The sequence below is a fragment of the Thalassotalea euphylliae genome, from assembly GCF_003390375.1.
Classification (GTDB): domain Bacteria; phylum Pseudomonadota; class Gammaproteobacteria; order Enterobacterales; family Alteromonadaceae; genus Thalassotalea_F; species Thalassotalea_F euphylliae_A.
The window spans coordinates 3,399,710-3,423,144 of the sequence record NZ_QUOT01000001.1 but is presented as its reverse complement, the minus strand read 5'-3'; the positions used below and the strand labels follow the sequence as shown (position 1 = coordinate 3,423,144).

The window sequence follows — 23,435 nt, the reverse complement described above, 5'->3', positions numbered from 1 at the left end:
CCCAATTACGCGTAAAGTGGGTTGATCTTGTTAGTGTCGATATTGAAGCGCTTGATCGCTTCAGTCACAACACTGTGTTCAACTTCACCACGTTTTGCTAATTCGTGTAATGATGCAACCACGATGTAAGACGCATTCACTTCGAAGTGACGACGTAAGTTTGCGCGGCTATCTGAACGACCAAAGCCGTCAGTACCTAAACAGCGGTAGTCAGTGTCGATAAAGGCACGTACTTGATCTGAGTAGTTCTTGACATAATCAGTTGCGGCAATTGCAGGACCTGCATCCTTAGTGATCACTTGACCAACATAAGGCACTTGCTGCTCTGCTTCTGGGTTAAGCATGTTTTGGCGAACAACTTCTTGGCCTTCACGCGCTAGCTCATTGAATGAAGTTACCGAGTAAACATCACTTGAAACGCCGTAATCATTGGCAAGAATTTGTGCCGCTTCACGTACTTGCAACAAGATAGTACCTGAGCCCATTAATTGAACGTTAGCTTTCGCCGACGCTGACTCAACCCGCTCTAGTTGGTAAATACCTTTGATAATCTGCTCTTCAACGTCTTTATCTTCAGGCATTGCTGGGTGTTGGTAGTTTTCGTTCATTAATGTGATGTAGTAGAAAATGTTTTCATTTTCTTCGTACATACGACGTAAACCTTCACGCACAATCACTGCAACTTCATAGCCATAGGTTGGATCGTAAGTTAAACAGTTAGGGATTAAGTTGGCCTGAACATGTGAATGGCCATCTTGGTGCTGTAAACCTTCACCATTTAGGGTGGTACGACCTGCGGTTGCACCTAATAAGAAACCACGTGCTTGGCTATCACCTGCTGCCCATGCTAAGTCACCTACGCGTTGGAAACCGAACATTGAGTAGTAAATGTAGAATGGAATCGTTGTTGCATTACAGGTTGAGTAAGACGTACCTGACGCCACCCAAGAAGCCATTGCACCTAGCTCGTTGATACCTTCTTGCAGTACCTGACCTTTTTTGTCTTCACGGTAGTAAGCCACTTGGTCAGCATCTTGTGGTACATATTTTTGGCCTTCGTTAGCGTATATACCCACTTGGCGGAACAAGCCTTCCATACCGAATGTACGTGCTTCATCAGGGATAATAGGTACGACGCGCTTACCAATTTTCTTATCTTTTAATAACGCATTTAGCACGCGTACAAAGGTCATGGTTGATGACACTTCACGGTCACCTGAGCCTTTAGTAATGGCATCAAACGCTTTTAACGATGGAATTTCCAGCTCTTCTTGGGCTTGCTCACGACGTGCTGGCAGTGAACCACCAAGCGCTTCGCGACGGGCGCGCATGTACTTCATTTCTGGGCTGTCTTCGTCGAAGCGGAAGAATGGCAAATCTTCTAACTGGTCGTCAGCGATTGGCATATTGAAACGATCGCGGTATTGCTTGATAGACTCGATATCCATCTTCTTCACGTTGTGAGCAACGTTTTGTGCTTCACCTGATTGGCCTAAACCAAAACCTTTCACGGTTTTCGCAAGAATTACGGTTGGGCGACCTTTAGTTTTCATGGCGCGATCATACGCTGAGTAAACTTTTACAGGGTCATGACCACCACGATTTAAGCGCCATACGTCTTCATCAGACATATTCGCTACCATAGCGGCAGTTTCTGGGTACTTACCAAACCAGTTTTCACGGGTGTACTTACCACCTTTGGCTTTACAGTTTTGGTATTCCCCGTCAACCGTTTCGTTCATCAACTGTAATAACTTGCCTGATGTGTCGCGTGCAATAAGTGGATCCCAGTATGAACCCCAAATCACTTTAATTACTTCCCAGCCAGCACCGCGGAAGGTACCTTCAAGTTCTTGGATAATTTTACCATTACCGCGAACCGGGCCGTCTAAGCGTTGTAAGTTACAGTTAACAATGAAACACAGGTTATCTAAGCTTTCGCGTGCAGCTAGGCCAATCGCACCTAATGATTCTGGCTCATCACACTCACCGTCACCGAGGAAACAGTAGACGCGCTGACCAGAGCAGTCTTTAATGCCGCGATCGGTTAAGTACTTTAGGAAACGCGCGGTGTAAATGGCTTGCAGTGGCCCTAAACCCATAGACACGGTTGGGAACTGCCAGAAATCCTGCATTAAGTGCGGATGCGGGTAAGATGATAAACCGTTGCCATCCACTTCCTGACGGAAGTTATTCATTTGCTCTTCGGTTAAACGACCTTCAAGGAAAGCGCGACCATAGATTCCCGGTGAAATATGACCTTGGGCAAAAATAAAGTCGCCACCATTTTCAGGGCCCGCGGCTTTAAAGAAGTGGTTGAAACCAACATCGTAAAGCATCGCACTTGAAGCGAATGAACCGATATGGCCACCAAGCTCTAAGTCTTTTTTCGAGGCACGCAATACTAGTGCCATAGCGTTCCAGCGAATGGCCGCACGAATACGAGATTCAAGCGTTAAGTCAGCTGGCATATTTGGCTCTTGGCCTGGCGCAATGGTGTTAACGTATGCCGTTGTTGCATCAAAAGGAAGATGCGTACCACCACGACGGGCACGGTCAATCAGTTTTTCTAAGATGAAATGAGCGCGCTCTGGACCTTCATTATCCAAAACGGCTTCTAACGACTCTAACCATTCTTGTGTTTCGGCTGAATCAACATCAAAGTGATTTGGGAGCTCAGACATAATTTTACTTAGTCTCCATATTGTTATGGTATTAAACCTTTATAAAGATAGTTAAAAATTCACTATCCGCTTAACTTATTCTTTTGCTTGGCAAGTAACGGCTACTCACCAATTAAAATTATTTACAGCCTTTATTGACTTAACTTTTACTGGCTTAACTTTCGTTTGCCTTGCTAATAGCGCTGCATTCTGCGCATTGAACGCTCCATGCGACTGCGCTCTTGTGTTAGCTCTAATAGCACCTCTTCTATCAGCGCTAAGTGACGATGACTTGCTCCCCACGCTTTTTGCGGTTGGCCACTTAAAATGGCATTCATCAGCTGGGTACGGTAGTCACTGATTTTCGAAAAAATATCAGGGCGCTGGGCAAGTATTGTTAAGTTCTGTTCAATGTTATCGATCAGTAACGTCGACATGCTGCGGGCAAGATGTAACATAATGGCGTTGTGTGACGCTGCACAAATGGCAATGTAAAAGTCAAAAACCGCTTCCGCTTCGGCGCGATAATTGTTTTCAATTTGCACATTACCGATGTTCTCATGCTTCAGCTTAATTTGCTCAAAGTCGGCTTCGGTACCACGCATCGCCGCATAGTAGGCAGACATACCTTCAATGCCATAACGAAATTCCAACAAGTCGAATTGCGACTCATGGCTTTTCGACATTAGATCAAATAAAGGATCTGACAGGCCGCTTAACAGGTTGTCAGTCACAAAAGTGCCACCGCCTTGTTTACGTGTGACTAGCCCTTTGACTTCTAGCTTTTGAATTGCTTCACGCAATGACGGTCTAGAGACTTCAAATTGCGCAGCTAGCTCTCGCTCTGGCGGCAGTTTCTGCCCTGACTTTAAACTGCCCTCAACAATCATTTGCTCCAGCTGTGCCAGAATGACATCTGATAATTTGGGTTGCTTTGTCTTAACGCTTTTTATTGACACCATCTGTGAGTGTTCACTCCACCATTGCTTTTACTATGTCGCCATTTCGCTAATAGCTATAATTGGCAGCTGACAATTGGTAAATTGGTCTTACCATTAAATTTTTACTCTAATAAAGTAGCAAAATTAGTGAACACTGTAAATTAATTTAGTTGGAAACGATCATTTTTCCAGCAAAATAAAATACTAATTGTGTCAACAAAAATGGGCGCTATAACGGATTTCGAAGAAGTGGTCTGAACAGCAAACAGAATTAAAACGGCAGTGCTTATTAGGTAAAGCTTATTTGTCCAACCAAATAATTGATGACAATCAACTTAAGGCAAAAGATGTTAAAACAAAGCCTTAGCTTTTAAAGATGAGACTAAACTGCCGGCCCAGCTTAGCGCTTTGCTAGCATAACTAGTTTTGCTAGTTAAGAGCTAAGCGCAATAGATCATGAAAGTAGGAAAAAGCAAGCCCGCAGTTATTACTTCACTACAGGAAGTAAGTATCGACGAATCAGGCCAAAGTATTTAACTCTAGCTAATACTAGCTAAGAGGAAATAAGCAGAACTAACTGATCACGCCAGAGAGGGTCAGAATTGCGATAACGGCAAACCAAAGTAACACATTACGTTTAGCCAACTTAACCAGCAAGCATGGTTCTGCAGTACAGTCTTTATCATCAACCATGATATCTTCTGCTTGCTGAGCAACATCAATTAGCACGCATTGTGGCGCCTTACTAAACTGAAAAAAGTTATCAATCCACACAGGAAATGCTTTGGAAAAGTGCCCAACAATCATTAAACCAAATGACGCTAACCTTACTGGCAGCCAGTCTGCGATAAATAATAGTTTGCTATACACATCGGTTATTGCGGCACTTTCTGGCTCTTGCTCAGTTAAACGGTGCTGCTGCTCATCTAAGCTACAAAGCAAACGATAGAAAACAGCACCTGCTGCGCCAAACACCACAAAATACATCATCACTGAAATATAGTAACGATAGTTTAACCAAACGAGTGTTTGGCCAAAACCGTGATCAGGCAGACTCTTATCGCTGATCAACTGCTGATAATGCAAATCACAAGTGGTTAATTCACCTTTAAAAGCAGATTGTAGAAAACACTTGTAAGTGTCTCGCGTTTTTACGCAGCCAAAACAAATTATAAGTATGGCTGTTGAAACAACTAAATGGAGCAAGCCATCTTCAACAAATGATAACGCTAGGTAGGTGAGCACAACTGGCACCGCCAGCAAAATAATAGGCAGCAAAACGCCAGTCACTTTATTGTGAAAATCTTGCTTTTTCACCACTGACATATAATGGCCAAAGGCGTAGTTAAACTGCCAAAACGGCGAAGATAAGCTTTTTTCTGCTGCTAATGAGATAAGTAAACTAATTAGTCCCATAACCTTCTCGCTACCTTAACTACCTTAAAGTTGTTTAACTATTTGAGTGCTATATAACTGCTAAATATGATTTGTGCTAGGTTGCTTGCAATTATTCAGCATGGATTTAAAGCGCTGCCAATCAAATGATTCACCCGGATCCGTTTTTCTCCCCGGCGCTATATCACAATGGCCAACAATATTATTATGACCAATAAGTGGATAAGATTCTTGTAATTTTTGCACTAAGCTGACCAGTTTTTGGTACTGAGAATCTGTGTAAGCTATGCTATCTGTGCCTTCCAGTTCGATGCCAATAGAAAAGTCATTGCATCGCTCTCTGCCTTCAAAATTAGAAACACCAGCATGCCAAGCTTTATCGTTAAATGATACATATTGAATCACATGACCGTCGCGACGAATTAAACAATGGGCAGAAACCTGAAGTTGATAAATCTCTTCAAAGAATGGATCAGCATTTTTATCTAATCTCCCCATAAACAGGTCAGTAATATATCCGCCACCAAACTTACCCGGTGGCAGCGAAATATTATGAACAACTAGCAAGCTAATATCTTGTGTTGCCTCTCTCGGCGTAAAATGGGGTGACACTTGTTGCTCAGCTTCAACTAGCCAACCGTTTTCAATCGTAAACATGATTTCTTACAACTACTTTGGTGCGAAAAAAAGTCAAATACAGCCAAATGGCAAATATTTACGTATGATAATATCAATTAGCACTCATTTACTATCGATACGAATTAGCTTATTTAAAAGTGTGGGTAAGGCTAGCGCTAATAGAATTGATAGCCGTATGTTGGCATCAGAGAAGTTGGCAACAAAGAAATTGGTAGCAAAGAAATAGTGAAAGATAATCAAGAAACATCATTTGGCCGAGGCTTTATCTGGATTGCTTGGATTTTGGCAATAGGTATATTGATCTATGCCTTTCAAGGGATTTTAGATAATCAATGGAACCCTAACCAGCGGCCAGACTCAAATCTGTCATCGCAAGGTAAAGCCAGCGTCACCTTAAAACAAAACCGAAGCGGCCATTATATTACTAGCGGCACAATTAACGATGAGCCCGTTGTATTCCTGCTAGACACGGGGGCGACACAAGTTTCAATACCAGCACGGGTTGCCGAACGCCTTGGTTTACAAGGTTATGGCAGCTACCCTGTGCAAACAGCCAATGGCACAGTAAGAGTGTATCGTACAAAAATACAATCTTTATCCATTGGTAACCTTTATTTATACGATGTTGATGCCCATATTAATCCAGGTATGCAAAGTGATGAAATTCTGTTAGGCATGAGCGCCCTAAAAAAGGTAGAATTTCGCCAAACTGGAAATCAGCTTGTATTAGAACAACGTTAGTTTCACCAACTTCCCCTGTTATTCACTAATTTAAAGAGATAAAGAGAAAAGCCCCAATGCTACCTGCTGCGTTACAACAAGACATTCGCCATTCTGTTTCACTTGCCTTAAAAGAAGATTTAGGCATTGCTCCGCTCGCTGAATTAGATGCTAGCTTTGACGTAACTGCGATGTTAATTCCAGCTGAAAATAGTGCGTCAGCAACTGTTGTTACTCGTGAGGAATGCATTGTATGTGGCGTTGCTTGGGTAAACGAAGTATTCAAGCAACTCGATGAAGTGCAAGGTACTGAGACAAATATCACTTGGTTTGTGAACGATGGTGAACGTGTTAAAGCCAATAGCGTACTATTTGAGATAAGCGGTAATGCCCGCATTTTATTAACGGGTGAACGCACTGCCTTAAACTTCCTGCAATCACTTTCGGGCACTGCGACACTAACAGCCAGCTACGTCGCTGAATTAGCAGATGGTAAAACTAAGCTGCTAGATACGCGAAAAACAATTCCGGGACTGCGTAGTGCACAAAAGTATGCCGTAAGCTGCGGTGGCGGTAATAACCATCGTATTGGTTTATTTGACGCTTACTTAATCAAAGAAAACCATATTGCTGCTTGTGGTGGAATTGATAAAGCCGTGGCGACAGCGCGTCACAATAAGCCAGAGATCAAAGTGGAAGTTGAAGTGGAATCAATGGATGAACTCAATCAAGCCTTAACAGCTGGTTGCGACATTATTATGCTGGATAACTTCACCACAGCCATGATAGAGCAAGCTGTACATATTACAGAAACCTATAACCAACAGCACAACCAAGCAACTAAATTAGAAGTTTCTGGCAATATGACCATTGAAACGCTGAAGGAATACACACAAGCCGGTGTTGATTACATTTCTTCTGGTGCCTTAACCAAACATGTGAAGGCCATCGATTTATCAATGCGCTTTTCATAACTCTTATTAACTAAGCGCATTGAATTCAAGCTACTTGCTCATCTTTATTAGTAAGTAGCTCACTTCCTAATTGGACAAATTATCAATATCTCAGTCACGCTAATGTCAGCATTTGGTCTTTATCTATTCGCAAAGCTCAAAAGGCTAAAACTCACGATTAATATTTAAGTATATCTAAAAGAGTTGGTTAACAAGAAATAGCTGAGCTGAATGGATATATAAATACACCAGCATTGACGGCGCAATATCTATCAATTCAGTCAAATAAAGCACACCTTAACATCACCTGATAAAACGAATTAGGGCAAAGCTATCGCCTTTTAGCTTTCGTTTGTCTTTTTTTTTGAATTTTGCCAACAAAGATGAAAACGAGTTGTTAGATACAATATTAAAAGTTCAAATCTCTATTCTCTATAGGTACAAAAGTCCCTGTCAAGTTCCCCCTCATCATACATTGACTACTTTTGGAGCAAACAAGGGTATTCCTTTCATCAATTGCAAGCCTGAAAACTTAAACCCTTTCTGCAGTTTTACCTAAATAACTGATTTCAATTCGCTGACTCCAAATCTCAAACTTTCATTTCAAAACTCGCTACCAAATAAAACCATATCCAACAGACAAATGTAAACAACATGTTAACAAGAGACCAAGTTACAGTAATTATCAAAAAAACACAAAAAAATAAGTTACATTGTTTTACATCTCTGGCTTTTTATTGCACTATGTTTCCAGCCCCCGTAATAAAGATGGAATTATTATTATGAATAAAATCCAAAATATTCAAAAACAAGCCCAAAAGGGTTTCACGTTAATCGAACTAATGATCGTTGTTGCGATCATCGGTATTCTAGCTGCGGTAGCATTGCCTGCTTATCAAAGTTATTCTGACCGCGCACAATACTCAGAAGTTGTATTAGCTGCATCGCCAGCTAAGTCAGCGATTGAAGTATGTGTTCAAACAGGCCGCCCAGCTAACTGTTCAGGTATTACCGTGCAAGCAGGTTGGACAGCAGCAGCATTAGTTAACACTATTACATTAGGTGGCACTGAAGCTGATGGCTATACAGTTACCGTAGCACCAAACGCCGTTGGTGGTATCGTTGCTGGAGATACTTATATATTAACTGGCACGGTAAGTAACGGTGCTGTATCTTGGGCGGTAACAGGTGGTTGTGTAGCTAAAGGTTACTGTTAATTGAAATACAGCGGTCTAGTTACGTAGTAAAAAAGGCTCTAACGAGCCTTTTTTCTTTTATATTAACTGTCAACTTCTGTTTAGCGGTTAGAATTTAAGTTAAAGCTCGAGTTTAAATAAACTCTACTAACCTATACACACACGATATAGTTTAAAAGAAAAGCATATTCGCCGCTGTATACAAGTTAACACGACGTATTATTAATTTCTTGTAGGCAAAGGATGCTATGCAAATTAATCGAATTCCCCTATTTATCTACTTTCTTTTTCTGTCATGTAATGCGTGGATATTAGAGACTATTCTATTTACTCATGATGAGTTTGGCAGAGTAGACTCCCTTAGTTTTGCAGTTAGCTGTATGGTAGTAAGCTATGTGCTATACAACATTTTTAAGCAATGGAGTGCCTTTATTCTCTCGCTGTTAATAGCGAGTTCTTTACTCTTTACCTTTACCAGTTATAAGTTTTTTCAATTTTTTGGCGGATATATCGGTTATGAACAGATTTTTTTATTTAAAGATCTAGTTTCAGCCGCGGATAAATTTTCTTTAATTCCAGCTTTAGCTTTATTAGTCTACTTTCTTTGCATTTCAATGATTGGTTGGCGTGTATTGGCACACGCTAATCTCAAAACAGCAAAGATGAAGTTTACTCGAAAGTGGCTTCCTCCAGTAGCATTTACCGTTTGCGCATTAGCACTTTTCTCCGCTCATAATATACGCTACGAACACAAAACGCATTGGGTAAACAAACAGTCAACCTATGATTACAGCACAGAAAGCCCAGTGATGTTTATGTTGAGGTCTTTACCAATTAGCCAGCAATATCTGAACCATTCAGCATTTAAGGAAAAAGCTGACCTACAAGTGTTAGCTAAAGCTTTAGCCAATAACATCCCTGTCGAAGTTCCAGATGGCTATCACTACGAAAGATTTAGCTCATTGTTACTCGATTACCCAGGACTTGAGCACAAACAAGATATTAGCCACCCACTGTTATATGTACCTAACACTACACAATCTCAGCGTTTAAGCAGTGCCAAGCCTAACGTTATTTTAATCGTATTAGAGAGCTTTAGAGCCTATGAAACAAGCTTATTTAATAGCGATATCAAGCTTACACCAAACCTTGATGAAATAGCGAATCACGCGATTGTTGCCCCTAACTTTTACAGTAATAGCCGGACAACTGTACAGGCTGAGCAAGCTATCCTATGTTCAGCAATAGACTTTGCAAGCAAATCACCATATTCAGTTATCAAGGGTGAATTTAACGGTGTGTGTTTACCTGAAATTCTGAGTAAAAACGATTATCAGACATTTTGGTATCATGGCTTTACCAAAACTTTTTTTAACCGAGAAAAGTTTCATCCAAGCATTGGTTTTCAACATGTGATTGCAAAAGAAGAGTTTATTTCACAAGGCTATGATGAGAACTTAGATATAGGTTGGGGAATACCCGATACATATAGCTTTAATAAAATGCTAGATGACATGATTGAATTTAATAGCTCTAATCAAAAACCATTTTTCACTCAAATATTGACTTTGACTAATCACCAGCCCTTCAACTGGAATTACAAAAACGTAAACTTCCCAAAGCTGACGCAATTTAAAGATAGTGTTTACAATGAGTATCAAAGAGGGATTTATTACACCGATTATGCATTAGGTAAATTTTGGCAAAAATTTAATAACTCACCTTTAAAAGATAACACAATATTAGTGATTACTGCCGACCACGGCGTACCTTTTTACCCAGATAACATTGACACCGAGCTATCACGACATAATGTGCTTTATCGCGTACCCTTATTGGTCGTCACGCCGGAGCGCAACAGTGAAATTATAGGTATTGACTTGAGTCATTTAGATATAGCTCCTACGATATTGTCAATGCTCAATATTTCAGAGCAGGTTTCTTTCATTGGTCGTCCTTTCCTTGGTACATACAAAACCTTGAGCCCTAGGCCAATCTTTACCATGAACGTTAACAATTATGGTTTTAAATATAACAATTTAGAATGTTTGCCCAACGTCAAAATTTGCGAGCAAGATAACCTATATTGTAGACAAATCAACCAACACTATTGTGCATCAGAAACCCCCGAAGAATTTAACCTATTCGAACAAAGTGAAAATTTTATGCGCTATTTAGAGTTAGCAGTTGAAAGTGGTTATGCACAACATCTCCCTATAAAAAAAGGTTAATTGTTGGTTTCTCGTTCAAGAAAATTGACTATGTTTTTGTCCGCTAAATTAAGTTAAACTTTAGTTATAAATTATTGGTTTAAAAGATCATATGAAAGGGATTCACCAACAATCAAGCTTGTTGAATGCATTAGCCAAAAATAACCTATTGTCTCCTGAAATAGCTGAAACTATAAATTCGGAATTTTCAGGCCAAGACAAGCCCTTTATACGATTTTTGGTCGAAGAAAAAAAACTAAATAGTAGAACCGTTGCTTCCACACTCTCTCGATCTTTTGGCTACCCGCTTATTGACCTTTCTAAGTTTGATGCATCACTTGTTCCTGAAGGCGTACGAAACGAAAAACTTATAAGAAAGCACAATGCTCTGCCCCTATATTTGCGAGGCAAAGTACTTTTTGTAGCCATGTCGGATCCTACCGATATTGATGCCCTAGAAGACATTCAATTTAATACTGGATTCTCCACCGAACTAGTGCTCGTTGATGAAAGTAGTTTACAAAAATCCATTGACGATGTTTTAGAGTCTGATGTTGAAGCTTTGGATATCAGCGATATCGATTCGAACGAACTGGCAGGTATAGAGGTTCAAGAAGAGCAAAGTGATAATGAAACTGTTGGGCAGGAGCAAGATGATGCACCAATTGTTGTTTATATTAATAAAATTCTATTAGACGCTATAAAAAAAGGGGCTTCAGATTTACATTTTGAACCTTACGAACATTCCTATCGAATACGCTTTCGTATCGATGGAATTTTAAATGAAATAGCCAAACCTCCTGTTGCATTAGCCTCTAGAATGGCTGCCCGTTTAAAGGTCATGTCTAAGCTAGACATAGCAGAGCGACGCGTACCACAAGATGGTCGTATAAAACTGGCATTATCGAAGAAGAAATCTATCGATTTCCGTGTTTCTACCCTGCCTACCATGTGGGGCGAAAAGATTGTAATGCGGATATTGGACTCTTCTAGTGCAATGCTTGGCATTGATATGCTTGGCTATGAAGCAGACCAAAAAGACATTTATATGGAAGCCCTAGACCAACCACAAGGTATGATTTTGGTTACAGGGCCAACAGGCTCTGGTAAAACTGTTTCGCTTTATACTGGCTTAAATATTTTGAATACCGCTGAGCGCAACATATCAACGGCAGAAGATCCTGTTGAGATTAACTTAGAGGGTATAAACCAAGTTCAAATTAATACTAAGGCTGGCCTTACTTTTCCTGGTGCACTCCGCTCTTTCCTTCGACAAGATCCCGATATTGTGATGGTAGGTGAGATTCGTGATTTAGAAACGGCGGAAATCGCTATTAAAGCAGCACAAACTGGTCACTTGGTGCTTTCAACACTGCACACAAACTCCGCCTCAGAAACCCTAACTCGTCTGCTTAACATGGGAGTCCCAGCATTTAATGTTGCCAGCTCTGTCAGCATTATTATTGCACAGCGACTTGCACGTCGGCTTTGTACTCAATGTAAAGCGCCAGATGACATACCTCACGATCACCTCAGGCAACTGGGCTTCCCTGAAGATAAGTTAGGGACCTTTACCATTTATAAGCCGGTTGGCTGTGATGATTGCACAGGCGGTTATAAGGGGCGAGTAGGTATTTACGAAGTGGTAAAAATTACGCCCGAAGTAGCCAGTATAATAATGGAAGGAGGTAACTCACTTGACATAGCCCACCAGTTCCAAAAAGAGGGCTACAATAACCTTAGACAATCTGGCATAGTAAAAGCAATTAGCGGTATCACTAGCCTAGAAGAGGTTAATCGTGTTACTGCTAACTAGATTAACTCGGCTGTAAATAAAACTAATATAAGGCGCGAAGGAAGTTAACATGGCAGTAAGTTCCGCATCAAAAAGCTCCCCAAAGAAAAGTAAAAATAAAGATATCAAAACGAAAGTAAACGATACTTTCATTTGGCAAGGCGTAAATCGAAAAGGTAAAAAAATCTCTGGTGAATTATCTGCCGCTAGCGTTTTAGAGCTTAAAGCACAACTACGAAAACAAGGTATAACTCCAGGTAGAATAAAGAAAAAGCCTAGGCCATTATTCGGGATTGGCGGTGGTGCCAAACCGATAAAACCAGTAGATATTGCAACAACAACCCGCCAACTCGCCACAATGCTTGGAGCAGGGGTGCCTTTGGTTCAAAGTATAGAAATGATCGCTAAAGGCAATGACAACGCTAATATGCAAAAGTTGCTTAACGAAATATCAGCAAAATTAGGCTCTGGATTACCATTGTCTGAATGCCTTCGAGAGCATCCTAAGTATTTTGATGACCTATACTGTGATTTAGTAGCATCTGGCGAACAATCAGGTGCGCTTGAAACTATCTATGATCGTATTGCAACATACAAAGAGAAAGCAGAAGCACTTAAAGCAAAAATAAAGAAAGCATTAACTTACCCAATTTCCGTTTTAGTTGTTGCCTTTGTCGTAACAGCAATTTTACTTATCTTTGTAGTTCCTGTGTTCCAAGAAATTTTTGCTAATTTTGGCGCTGAGCTCCCTGCATTTACCCTGCTAGTAATTGCAATATCTGAATTTATGCAGTCATACTGGTATATAGGTTTAGCTGCTTTATTTATTGCTGGTTTCTTGTTTAAGAGAGCTCATCGGAATAGTCAAGCGTTTAGAGATAAAGTTGACAAAAGCATACTTAAAATACCTGTCATAGGAGACATTCTAGATAAAGCAGCTGTTGCACGTTACGCGCGTACACTATCAACCACCTTTGCAGCTGGTGTACCGTTAATTGATGCGCTTGAGTCAGCAGCTGGTGCGTCAGGTAATGCAGTCTATCGCGATGCTATTTTAGACATAAGGTCAGAAGTATCATCAGGTATGCAAATGAACTTAGCGATGAGAAATTCGCAAATATTCCCTGATATGGTGATACAAATGGTATCCATTGGTGAAGAGTCCGGTGCAGTAGACGATATGCTAGCTAAAGTCGCAACAGTCTATGAGGCTGAAGTAGATAATGCCGTAGATAATTTAACTGCTTTACTTGAACCTATGATCATGTCGGTTTTGGGTGTTGTAATTGGTGGTTTAATCATCGCGATGTACTTACCTATATTTCAGATTGGACAGGTTGTATAGTTCCTCTTTTATTGATAACTTCCCGCATAAAGCCATTGGTAGACAATGGCTTTTTTATTTTTACTAAGTATATAAATTTTGAGTTTGAAACATGTTAGAAAACACTATTTCCGCTTTTGAGCAATTCCCATGGTTTTATCTAGGTACTGTGTTTGTGTTTTCGCTAATGGTCGGTAGCTTTCTAAATGTTGTTATCTATCGCTTACCCAAAATGATGGAGCTTGCTTGGTACCTTGAATGTCGCGAATTTTTAAAAGATGAAGTACCAGAAAAACCGACGCGAGATGTTACCCCTATATCACTTTCTAAGCCAAACTCCACATGCCCCAAATGTGGCCATGCAATTAAGGCTTATGAAAATATCCCAGTAATCAGTTGGCTTTTTCTAAAAGGTAAATGCAGTAGTTGTAGCGCTAAAATATCCAAACGTTATCCGCTTGTTGAGTTTGTAACTGCACTGCTCGGGTTGGCCGTTGCGAGTCATTTTGGTGTTACTTGGGTCGCGGCTTGGGTGCTGCTCCTAACCTTTGCCCTTGTTGCCTTAACCATGATCGATTTAGATCATATGTTACTGCCAGACCAAATCACCCTCCCATTTCTATGGCTAGGTTTACTCATCAACTTAAATGGCTTAATTGTTCCCATTGAAGACGCTGTTGTTGGGGCTATTGCAGGCTATATGAGTTTGTTTTCTGTTTTTTGGTTGTTCAAACTAATCACTGGCAAGGATGGTATGGGTCATGGTGATTTCAAGCTAGTCGCATTATTCGGTGCTTGGATGGGCTGGCAACTTTTGCCTCTACTAATTTTAATGGCATCTTTTGTCGGCGCTATCGTTGGTATCTCATTAATTCTATTTAAAAATCATCAACGAGATCAGGCAATTCCATTTGGCCCATACTTGGCTGTTGCTGGTTGGATATGTTTACTTTGGGGTGAATCTATCTGGCAATGGTACTTATCTACCCTAGCTCTTTAGTTTCCAAAGATGAAAAATTGAGTTAAGAACAGTTTAGGAAATCACAAAGCATATGATTATAGGGTTAACTGGCGGCATTGGTAGCGGTAAAACCACTGTCGCCAATTATTTTGCGAATTTGAGTATTGATATTGTCGATGCCGATATTGTTGCTAGGGAAGTTGTTGAACCGGGCACTATGGGCTTAACGAAAATTACTGACCATTTTGGCGAACAGGTACTAAAAACCGATGGTAGCCTCAATCGAGAAAAATTGAGACAAATCGTTTTTACCGATAACAGTGAAAAACAATGGCTCAATCAGTTACTTCATCCGCTGATCCGAACAGAGATATTTACTCAATTATCCAAAGCCAAATCCCCCTACAAGCTACTGGTTGCACCTTTACTGATTGAAAATGGGTTAGACGCGCAAGTTGATAACGTTTTAGTCGTCGATATCACCAAAGAGCAGCAGCTTGAGCGAACGTTAAAGCGAGATAACTCCACGCCAGAAGTTATAAACAACATAATTTCAGCTCAGGTCTCACGTGAAGAACGATTAGCAAAAGCAGATGACGTTATTGACAATAGCAGCGCTAACTTAACTTATGTAGAGCAACAAGTTCACAAACTTCACAAAAAATATCTTTCGTTAGCAGCAAGTTAGTGAGCTTCTTGTGATCACAATAAAATGACAATTTAATGAAAAAATTCGCCATTTAGATCATCAATCGTTAGTATAACCTGATAGATCCACCGAGCTACTGTTACGATGTCAGTTTTATACGAGCACCCGCTTAATGAGCGCATACGCAACTACTTAAAACTTGAGCAACTTTTTGTTCAAGCCCACAATTGTGATGCCCAATATATTACTGATAATTATCAAGTATTTTTCAATGCATTGTTTGCTATATTCGACACCTTAGATCGCAATGATATTCGCGGTGAATTGATAAAAGACCTTGAACGGCTCGAACAGCATTTAGTCATGTGGTCAAAATCACCTGATATCGACAGCAAAGCGCTAGAAAAAAACTTGCAACAAATCGTAGGTTATGTTTGCCAGCTCAGAGTAAACAAGCAAGCATGGCATGAGCTTCGACAAGACAAATTACTAGGCTCAATTAAACAACGCTTCGCTATTCAAGGCGGCAGCTCTCTATTTGACCTACCACAACTACAGTATTGGCTCGCAAGAGCGCAAAATTACACCCTCTCAGATATGGAAAACTGGCTAGCTAAGTTCGCACTATTACGTGATGCAATTTCTCTAGTGTTAAAATTCATTCGCCAACGAGGAAGTTTCGAAGCCATTGAATGTGATTCTGGCTTTTATCAAGACAATGGTGAAGGTTTGCTGTTGTTGCGCATAAAAGTGCCAGAGGGTGCGGAATACTATCCAACCATAAGCGGCAATCGTTTTCGCTATTCCATACGCTTTATGTTGCCTTGTCAGCAAACAGGTCGCAAGTATTCCAAGCAAACGACACAGTTTGAACTTGCTCGTTGCTAACGCTATACTCGCCGCCATTAACTCTTCAAAAAATTCTATATTTATGGCAACCACAGTCAAATGCCCTACCTGTGATAAACCTGTTGTTTGGCAAGCAAGCAGCGAACATCGCCCTTTTTGTTCAGAGCGCTGCAAATTAATTGATTTAGGGGATTGGGCTGAAGAAAACCATAAAATTTCGCAGCCTGTGCAAAGTGCCGAGCCTATGTCAGAAGAGATGATTGACGCCTTGGAAGAGCAGTTCTTACAGCATCATAAGTTTTTTGTAGAACCTGAATAATATCGCTAATTATGTGCTTATAGAAGCCACTTATTCCGAGTGGCTTTTTAATTTAGATACTACTTCACTGTAAATTTATTTTTAAGCATACAGCGCTGTCAGCTTTTCTACTATCGCAAGGTTTGCTTCCGGGAACTCGATAGCCCCTAATTTACTAATACTTGCCCACTGCTGCTCATTGCCCTCTTGCGAGCTGGGTTCACCGCTAAACTGATCGACAATAAAAATATCTAACTTAACTTGTTTGTCGCCATAATCATGGTTGATTTCCATCAATGGCTGGCATGCAAGTATATCGATATCAACCTCTTCTTTAAGCTCTCTAGCTAGCGCTTGGGCAACCGTTTCTTCAGATTCAACTTTACCCCCAGGAAACTCCCATTTGCCGCCCTGATGCGCATCTGAATGCCTTCTGGTAAGAAATACACTCTCATCTTGAATAATCACACCTACTGCTACATGTACTAGTTTCATCTAACGTCTCTTTTATTAATTTTCTTATTGTCTAGATTACAGTTTTGAAACGGCATCAAAAAAGGGGATATCAATCCCCTTTTTGTTCAACATCAGTGACCTATTGATTAGGTTAGCTTAACTTACCACAACACTGCTTGTACTTTTTACCTGAGCCACAAGGACATGGGTCATTGCGACCAACACGAGGTTGGCGTTGTTGCGGCGCTACTTCGTTTTCGGCACTTTGGTGCTCAAAGTTTTTAGGCACTTCTTCTGCTTTACGGTGTTGTTCTTCTACCGCTTCAACATCTGATTCCGCCTGAATTTTAACTTTACTCAAAATACCAACAACGTCATATTTCAAATTATCCAGCATCTCTGAGAACAACTCGAATGACTCACGCTTGTATTCTTGCTTAGGGTTTTTCTGAGCATAACCGCGTAAGTGAATACCTTGACGTAAGTGATCCATCGCTGATAAATGCTCTTTCCAGTGCGAATCAAGGCTTTGAAGCATTACCGCTTTCTCGAATTGACGCAACACATCGGCACCAACCATTTCTTCTTTTGCGCTGTAAGTGTTTTCAAATTCACCAACGATTTTTTCACGTAATGTTTCTTCGTGTAGGCTCTTATCTTCTGCTAACCAATTAGCAATTGGCAATTCAGTATTGAACTCGCCTTTTAAGCGCTCTTCTAAACCTGTTACATCCCACATCTCTTCTAACGATTGTGGTGGAATATGCTGGTCAATCACACCGTTAATAACATCAGAGCGAACAACCGAAATTACTTCACCAATTTCGCTTTCATCTAAAAGCTCATTACGCTGCTCATAGATCACTTTACGTTGATCGTTAGCTACGTCATCGAATTCAAGAAGCTGTTTACGAATGTCAAAGTTACGACCCTCAACTTTGCGCTGTGCGTTTTCAATACTCTTGGTAACCCATGGGTGCTCGATAGCTTCGCCACGCTCCATACCTAACTTGCGCATCATATTAGCAATACGCTCAGATGCGAAAATACGCATCAAGCCATCTTCCATCGATAAGTAGAAACGAGAAGAACCCGCATCACCTTGACGACCGGCACGACCACGTAATTGGTTATCAATTCGACGTGACTCATGACGCTCTGTCGCGATAATGTGTAAACCGCCAAGTTCAAGCACCTTATCATGCTCTTCTTGCCACGCCGCTTTGGCTTTTTCAACTTGTTCTTCGGTTGGGTTATTTAGCTTTGCAAGGGCAGCTTCTAAATTACCACCTAAGACGATATCGGTACCACGACCCGCCATATTCGTAGCAATGGTTACTGCGCCTGTTTTACCCGCTTCGGCAACAATTTCAGCTTCTTGCGCGTGGAACTTAGCATTGAGTACTTTATGCTTAATCTTCGATTTTTTAAGGAATGCCGACAAGAATTCAGAAGTTTCAATGCTAATTGTACCAACCAATACTGGCTGTCCACGTTCAACACAATCTCTGATGTCTTCAAGAATAGCTTCGTATTTTTCTTCAGCCGTCAAATAGATTAAGTCAGCCATGTCTTTACGTATCATCTCACGGTTAGTCGGGATGATGACCGTTTCTAAACCATAAATATGGTTAAATTCGAACGCTTCAGTGTCAGCAGTACCTGTCATACCAGAAAGCTTTTCGTAAATACGGAAGTAGTTTTGGAATGTGATAGAAGCAAGCGTTTGGTTTTCATTTTGAATACGTACGCCTTCTTTGGCTTCAACTGCTTGGTGCAAGCCTTCAGACCAACGACGGCCTTCCATTGTACGACCCGTATGCTCATCTACGATAACAATCTCATCATCTTTGACAATGTAATCAACGTCTTTTTGGAATAAGTTATGAGCACGTAAAGCAGCCATAACGTGGTGAAGTAAAGAAATATTAGCCGCTGCAAACAGTGACTCACCTTCTTTAATCAAGCCTTTTTGCTGAAGAATCTCTTCAATATTAACCTGGCCACGTTCAGTTAAGTAAACCTGCTTGGCTTTCTCGTCAATGGTGTAATCGCCAACAACGAAATCTTCAGATTGACCTGTATCTTCGTCTTTATCTTCTTCACTTTGACGTTCTAAGCCCGGCACTATGGTATTAATTGCTCGGTAAAGCTCTGAACTATCTTCAGCCTGACCTGAGATAATTAACGGCGTACGCGCTTCGTCAATTAAAATTGAGTCAACTTCATCCACTACCGCAAAGTTTAGTGGGCGCTGGACGCGGTCACCGGCAGAAAATGCCATGTTGTCGCGCAGGTAATCAAAACCAAACTCGTTATTCGTACCGTAGGTGATATCACTCTGATACGCTTCATGCTTTTCAGGCTGCGACAGGCCTGGAATATTACAGCCAACGGTTAGGCCAAGAAATGCGAATAATGGGCGCGACCAATCAGCATCACGTTTCGCTAAGTAGTCGTTCACCGTAACAACGTGAACACCCTTGCCCGAAAGGGCGTTTAAGTATGTTGGCAAGGTAGCCGTTAAGGTTTTACCTTCACCTGTGCGCATCTCAGCGATTTTGCCTTGATTAAGTACCATGCCACCAATCATTTGTACGTCGAAGTGACGCATGCCAAACACGCGCTTACTTGCTTCACGCACAACGGCAAAAGCTTCTGGAAGAATGGCTTCTAATGACTCACCTTGTTCAATACGCGCTTTAAACTCATCCGTTTTAGCTTTTAGCTCTTCATCACTAAGTGCTTCAATTGTTGGCTCTAGGGCATTAATCGTCGCAACTTCTTTGCGCATTTTCTTCAGAAGACGGTCGTTGCGACTTCCGAAAACTTTTGTCATTAACTTTACAAACATTTTGATAAACCAAATTTAGAAGACAATTCTTCAACTAATAAAAATTCATGCTGTGGTTCGCACCACAACTAAAAAAGCGATTCAATCTTAGGGTTATTTTGCTTTGCGATAAACGTATTTTATCGGATTTATTTGGGTGTTATTACGTAAAATTTCATAATGAACATGTGGCCCAGTTGAGCGCCCTGTACTTCCCATACGCGCAATAATTTGCCCTTTTTCTACCACGTCACCCAACTCAACAAGCAGTTGCTTGTTATGGCCATAGCGCGTTTTATAACCGTCACCATGATCAATCTCAATTAAGTTACCATAGCCGTATCGTTCACCTGACCAACTCACAATGCCAGATGCTGTCGCGATAATCGGTGCGTTTTCCTTACCCGCAAAATCAACGCCTTTATGCATCGCTGGGCGACCGTGGAATGGGTCTTTTCTCACCCCATAGTAAGATGACAACCAGCCTTTAACAATAGGTCGGCCAGACAAATAACTATTGCTTTGTATATGGTGACCAAGCGTCACTGATTCAAGTAGCATCAGTTGATTTTGTTCCTGAGCAACTTGCTGCTCTAGTGCTTCTATTTCAAGTAACAGCTCTGCAAGCGTTTTACTTTTCACTTGCTCGGGCGATTGAACAGGCCCACCAGCAGGCGGCTGCTGGTCAAAATTAAATTCTTTTTCAGAAATATTATTTTCTTCAGCTAGGCGATCACCAAGTGCATTAAGACGCAGCACTTGCGATTGCAGTTCAGCTAACTTTAATGTCAATGCAATGACTTGTTGCTTGTCTGATGAAGGCAATTCGGCTATTTGAGTTGTCGGCTCTATTGACGGTGAAGAGTTAGCTGGAATTGCATTAGCTGAAATGACTAAATGGATCACTAAACCTGAAACTAGGGCAAAAACCGATAACGCAGACAACCAATGAAACTTCGACAGCCTCATTGAGAACCTAACATTATTGCCGCGATATAAAAGGGTTAAACTCATAACTACTTGGTTTTAAACACACCATTTAACATTCAAAAATAAAACGGTGTCGTATTTGCCTTAATCTTATGCATAAATCGCTTATGCAGTTTTGTGATAATCTGCGGAACTTTGGCATAAATCCACGAAAAACTCAATGGCTTGGCATATTTGTACTGTGTTAGTAGAAAAATGAGCACAAATAAAACGCATTAAAGCCTAGATACAAAAAAGGCCGGCATTGCCGACCTTTTTAATGAAGCATAAATTAGCTTGCTACACTTAGCTCTTGGAACATGGCTGGTGCACTGGCTTCATCTTCATATGTTACCCATTCCCAAGCATCTGTCTGCTTAAACACTTCGCGTAGCAAAATGTTGTTTACTGCGTGGCCTGATTTGAACGCGCGCAATTCACCAAGAATGCTAACGCCGCCCATGTATAAATCACCAATTGCATCAAGAATTTTGTGCTTCACAAATTCATCATCGTAACGAAGCTCGTCGCTATTAAGCATACGGTACTCGTCTAGCACGATAGCATTTTCTAAACTGCCACCTAATGCTAGGTTATGAGAGCGCAAAAACTCGATGTCTTTCATAAAGCCAAACGTACGAGCGCGGCTAATTTCTTTGATAAATGATGACGAGGTTAGGTCCATCGTCATGCTTTGACCTGTTTTTGAGATAACTGGATGCTCGAAGTCGATCGCAAAATCAACTTTAAAACCATTGTATGGTAAAAGCTCTGCCCACTTATCATCTTCCTCAACACGAATTGGCTTTTTAATACGTAAAAAGCGCTTAGCAGCGTTTAACTCTTCAACACCTACTGATTGAATCAGGTAGACGAAAGGTAATGCGCTGCCATCCATAATTGGGATTTCAGGCGAATCAACATCGATCACTAGGTTATCAATACCTAGCCCAGCAATAGCTGAAAGAAGGTGTTCGACGGTGGAAATCTTAACACCATCTTCATTCACTAAACACGTACATAAGGTCGTTTCACCAACAGCTTCTGGCGTTGCTTTAATATCAACCACTGGCTCCAAGTCTACACGACGGAACACAATGCCAGTATTAGCAGGTGCAGGACGGAGAGTAACCTTAACCTTCTCACCTTTGTGTAAACCAACACCGACTGCTGAAACGCTATCTTTTAATGTACGTTGTTTAATCATAGATCGCCTGTTCTTAAGTCAATAAAATTCGGATAACATCCGACCACCTTACTAAGCGGTTGCGTAATGTATCAAAATTTGTTTATCAAATCAAAAATACGGCCAAAGCCTGTACGATTTGTAACATTTAGCTGCTAGCCTAAATTGTTTAGCTGGCTAGCATCGCTATTAATAATTAGTCAGCTTGCTTGCGTAAGAAAGCTGGAATATCTAAATAGCTATCCAATTCTTTCGCTGACGTAGTCACGGGTGCTGACTCTGGTACTGCTGCTGTCATTGGCTCAGCTTGTGGTGCTGCAACATAGTCACCACCAACAACTTGCTGCTCAACCGCAGGTGCTGGATTAACTAACGTGATATCTGGCTTGCGCTCTGCGCCGATACCCGTTGCTACTACAGTTACACGCAGTTCATCTGTCATTTCAGGGTCGATTACCGCACCAACAACAACCGTCGCATTTTCAGATGCGAAAGCTTTTACTTGGTTACCAACAGTTTCAAACTCGTCAATGCTGATATCCATGCCAGCGGTAATATTTACCAAAATACCGCGTGCACCCGCTAAATCGACGTCTTCTAGTAGCGGGCTGGCAATCGCCGCTTCTGCTGCTTCTTGTGCACGATCTTCACCAGATGCAATACCAGACCCCATCATTGCCGTTCCCATTTCAGACATTACGGTACGAACGTCGGCAAAGTCCACGTTGATTAGACCAGGGCGAGTAATCAGCTCAGCAATACCTTGAACTGCGCCAAGTAAAACATTGTTTGCCGCTTTAAATGCGTCAAGTAGTGACGTACCTGGGCCAAGCACTTTTAATAGCTTTTCATTAGGGATAGTAATTAACGAGTCAACATGGTTTGCCAAGAACTCAATACCTTGGTCGGCGTAGTTCATACGCTTCTTACCTTCGAATGGGAAAGGCTTAGTCACAACAGCAACCGTTAATACACCCATTTCTTTAGCAACTTCTGCGACAACTGGCGCTGCGCCAGTACCAGTACCGCCGCCCATACCAGCAGCGATAAAGACCATGTCTGCACCTTCAAGCGTTTGCTTAATAGTTTCACGATCTTCTTCTGCTGCGCGGCGACCAATTTCTGGGTTCGCACCAGCACCTAAACCTTTAGTAACATCACTGCCTAACTGCAAAGTCACATTAGCTGATGAGTTACGCAATGCCTGTGAATCAGTATTTGCAGTAATAAACTCAACACCTTCAATAGTTTGGCTTACCATATGCTCAACAGCGTTACCGCCGCCACCGCCAACACCAATGACCTTGATTACAGCTTCTTCGTTATGATCTTCCATCAATTCAAACATAATACTCTCTCCGTTTTTTAACGTTTTTGTTCCACCAAAAATTTAAACAA

At 41.2% G+C, this 23,435-nt stretch carries 19 protein-coding genes; 10 read left to right on the top strand and 9 right to left on the bottom strand.

The genetic code is table 11. The features are described from left to right. Nucleotides 1-5 precede the first annotated feature (5 nt). From aceE to ampD, 4 genes are all read right to left on the bottom strand, one after another. Entirely contained in the window at nt 6-2,684 is a 2,679-nt protein-coding gene (gene aceE, locus DXX94_RS15035; RefSeq protein WP_116017125.1) for a pyruvate dehydrogenase (acetyl-transferring), homodimeric type, read from the bottom strand. 173 nt (nt 2,685-2,857) lie between these two features. Then, complete coding sequence (gene pdhR / locus DXX94_RS15030) at nt 2,858-3,625, bottom strand: pyruvate dehydrogenase complex transcriptional repressor PdhR (protein ID WP_116001256.1); 768 nt, start codon at nt 3,623-3,625, stop codon at nt 2,858-2,860. Nucleotides 3,626-4,177: 552 nt separating this feature from the next. Further along, nucleotides 4,178-5,020, bottom strand: coding sequence for a beta-lactamase regulator AmpE (gene ampE, locus DXX94_RS15025; protein WP_116017123.1), 843 nt, complete (start codon nt 5,018-5,020; stop codon nt 4,178-4,180). A 60-nt stretch (nt 5,021-5,080) separates the two neighbouring features. Then, on the bottom strand, nt 5,081-5,656 hold the full coding sequence (ampD, locus tag DXX94_RS15020; protein WP_116017121.1) for a 1,6-anhydro-N-acetylmuramyl-L-alanine amidase AmpD: 576 nt from the start codon (nt 5,654-5,656) through the stop codon (nt 5,081-5,083). Between the two features lie 207 nt (nt 5,657-5,863). Here ampD and DXX94_RS15010 point away from each other — a divergent pair, with 207 nt between their 5' ends. The 10 genes from DXX94_RS15010 to yacG all read left to right on the top strand — a co-directional run bounded on the left by DXX94_RS15010 (nt 5,864) and on the right by yacG (nt 16,614). Then, a complete protein-coding gene (locus DXX94_RS15010) occupies nt 5,864-6,379 on the top strand; it encodes a retropepsin-like aspartic protease family protein (RefSeq protein WP_309545221.1) in 516 nt (171 codons plus the stop codon). A gap of 56 nt (nt 6,380-6,435) precedes the next feature. Beyond that, on the top strand, nt 6,436-7,332 hold the full coding sequence (gene nadC / locus DXX94_RS15005; RefSeq protein WP_116017115.1) for a carboxylating nicotinate-nucleotide diphosphorylase: 897 nt from the start codon (nt 6,436-6,438) through the stop codon (nt 7,330-7,332). Between the two features lie 761 nt (nt 7,333-8,093). Then, nucleotides 8,094-8,528, top strand: coding sequence for a pilin (locus DXX94_RS15000; protein ID WP_116017113.1), 435 nt, complete (start codon nt 8,094-8,096; stop codon nt 8,526-8,528). Nucleotides 8,529-8,755: 227 nt separating this feature from the next. Continuing rightward, on the top strand, nt 8,756-10,738 hold the full coding sequence (locus DXX94_RS14995; protein WP_116017111.1) for an LTA synthase family protein: 1,983 nt from the start codon (nt 8,756-8,758) through the stop codon (nt 10,736-10,738). 91 nt (nt 10,739-10,829) lie between these two features. Beyond that, entirely contained in the window at nt 10,830-12,533 is a 1,704-nt protein-coding gene (gene pilB, locus DXX94_RS14990; RefSeq protein WP_116017110.1) for a type IV-A pilus assembly ATPase PilB, read from the top strand. A 49-nt stretch (nt 12,534-12,582) separates the two neighbouring features. Then, nucleotides 12,583-13,857, top strand: a complete 1,275-nt coding sequence (locus DXX94_RS14985) for a type II secretion system F family protein (RefSeq protein ID WP_116017109.1) — start codon at nt 12,583-12,585, stop codon at nt 13,855-13,857. A 91-nt stretch (nt 13,858-13,948) separates the two neighbouring features. Next, nucleotides 13,949-14,836 (top strand): prepilin peptidase, encoded by an 888-nt coding sequence (locus tag DXX94_RS14980; RefSeq protein ID WP_116017108.1) that lies wholly within the window; start codon nt 13,949-13,951, stop codon nt 14,834-14,836. Between the two features lie 52 nt (nt 14,837-14,888). Further along, the gene (coaE, locus tag DXX94_RS14975; RefSeq protein WP_116017107.1) at nt 14,889-15,485 is read left to right on the top strand and encodes a dephospho-CoA kinase; all 597 of its coding nucleotides are present in this window, start codon (nt 14,889-14,891) and stop codon (nt 15,483-15,485) included. A 105-nt stretch (nt 15,486-15,590) separates the two neighbouring features. After that, a complete protein-coding gene (gene zapD / locus DXX94_RS14970; RefSeq protein WP_116001277.1) occupies nt 15,591-16,334 on the top strand; it encodes a cell division protein ZapD in 744 nt (247 codons plus the stop codon). Between the two features lie 43 nt (nt 16,335-16,377). Further along, complete coding sequence (gene yacG, locus DXX94_RS14965) at nt 16,378-16,614, top strand: DNA gyrase inhibitor YacG (RefSeq protein ID WP_116018569.1); 237 nt, start codon at nt 16,378-16,380, stop codon at nt 16,612-16,614. An 81-nt stretch (nt 16,615-16,695) separates the two neighbouring features. On the opposite strand, the gene mutT is transcribed toward yacG, so the two are convergent. The 5 genes from mutT to ftsZ form a co-directional block, all read right to left on the bottom strand. Continuing rightward, a complete protein-coding gene (mutT, locus tag DXX94_RS14960; RefSeq protein WP_116017106.1) occupies nt 16,696-17,088 on the bottom strand; it encodes an 8-oxo-dGTP diphosphatase MutT in 393 nt (130 codons plus the stop codon). A 112-nt stretch (nt 17,089-17,200) separates the two neighbouring features. Then, entirely contained in the window at nt 17,201-19,903 is a 2,703-nt protein-coding gene (secA, locus tag DXX94_RS14955) for a preprotein translocase subunit SecA (RefSeq protein ID WP_116017104.1), read from the bottom strand. 93 nt (nt 19,904-19,996) lie between these two features. Continuing rightward, nucleotides 19,997-20,896: a M23 family metallopeptidase gene (locus DXX94_RS14950; protein ID WP_116017102.1), complete on the bottom strand. Its 900-nt coding sequence runs from the start codon at nt 20,894-20,896 to the stop codon at nt 19,997-19,999. A 247-nt stretch (nt 20,897-21,143) separates the two neighbouring features. Continuing rightward, the gene (gene lpxC / locus DXX94_RS14945) at nt 21,144-22,058 is read right to left on the bottom strand and encodes a UDP-3-O-acyl-N-acetylglucosamine deacetylase (protein WP_116001284.1); all 915 of its coding nucleotides are present in this window, start codon (nt 22,056-22,058) and stop codon (nt 21,144-21,146) included. Between the two features lie 175 nt (nt 22,059-22,233). Further along, entirely contained in the window at nt 22,234-23,385 is a 1,152-nt protein-coding gene (ftsZ, locus tag DXX94_RS14940; protein ID WP_116001286.1) for a cell division protein FtsZ, read from the bottom strand. Between the last annotated feature and the right edge of the window lie 50 nt (nt 23,386-23,435).

Coding starts and splice junctions, on each gene's coding strand:
- DXX94_RS14980 (WP_116017108.1), top strand. CDS start 13,949: ATGTTAGAAAACACTATTTCCGCTTTTGAGCAATTCCCATGGTTTTAT.
- coaE (WP_116017107.1), top strand. CDS start 14,889: ATGATTATAGGGTTAACTGGCGGCATTGGTAGCGGTAAAACCACTGTC.
- ampD (WP_116017121.1), bottom strand. CDS start 5,656: ATGTTTACGATTGAAAACGGTTGGCTAGTTGAAGCTGAGCAACAAGTG.
- DXX94_RS14985 (WP_116017109.1), top strand. CDS start 12,583: ATGGCAGTAAGTTCCGCATCAAAAAGCTCCCCAAAGAAAAGTAAAAAT.
- DXX94_RS14950 (WP_116017102.1), bottom strand. CDS start 20,896: ATGAGTTTAACCCTTTTATATCGCGGCAATAATGTTAGGTTCTCAATG.
- zapD (WP_116001277.1), top strand. CDS start 15,591: ATGTCAGTTTTATACGAGCACCCGCTTAATGAGCGCATACGCAACTAC.
- ampE (WP_116017123.1), bottom strand. CDS start 5,020: ATGGGACTAATTAGTTTACTTATCTCATTAGCAGCAGAAAAAAGCTTA.
- nadC (WP_116017115.1), top strand. CDS start 6,436: ATGCTACCTGCTGCGTTACAACAAGACATTCGCCATTCTGTTTCACTT.
- DXX94_RS14995 (WP_116017111.1), top strand. CDS start 8,756: ATGCAAATTAATCGAATTCCCCTATTTATCTACTTTCTTTTTCTGTCA.
- yacG (WP_116018569.1), top strand. CDS start 16,378: ATGGCAACCACAGTCAAATGCCCTACCTGTGATAAACCTGTTGTTTGG.
- pilB (WP_116017110.1), top strand. CDS start 10,830: ATGAAAGGGATTCACCAACAATCAAGCTTGTTGAATGCATTAGCCAAA.
- secA (WP_116017104.1), bottom strand. CDS start 19,903: ATGTTTGTAAAGTTAATGACAAAAGTTTTCGGAAGTCGCAACGACCGT.
- DXX94_RS15000 (WP_116017113.1), top strand. CDS start 8,094: ATGAATAAAATCCAAAATATTCAAAAACAAGCCCAAAAGGGTTTCACG.
- ftsZ (WP_116001286.1), bottom strand. CDS start 23,385: ATGTTTGAATTGATGGAAGATCATAACGAAGAAGCTGTAATCAAGGTC.
- mutT (WP_116017106.1), bottom strand. CDS start 17,088: ATGAAACTAGTACATGTAGCAGTAGGTGTGATTATTCAAGATGAGAGT.
- lpxC (WP_116001284.1), bottom strand. CDS start 22,058: ATGATTAAACAACGTACATTAAAAGATAGCGTTTCAGCAGTCGGTGTT.
- pdhR (WP_116001256.1), bottom strand. CDS start 3,625: ATGGTGTCAATAAAAAGCGTTAAGACAAAGCAACCCAAATTATCAGAT.
- aceE (WP_116017125.1), bottom strand. CDS start 2,684: ATGTCTGAGCTCCCAAATCACTTTGATGTTGATTCAGCCGAAACACAA.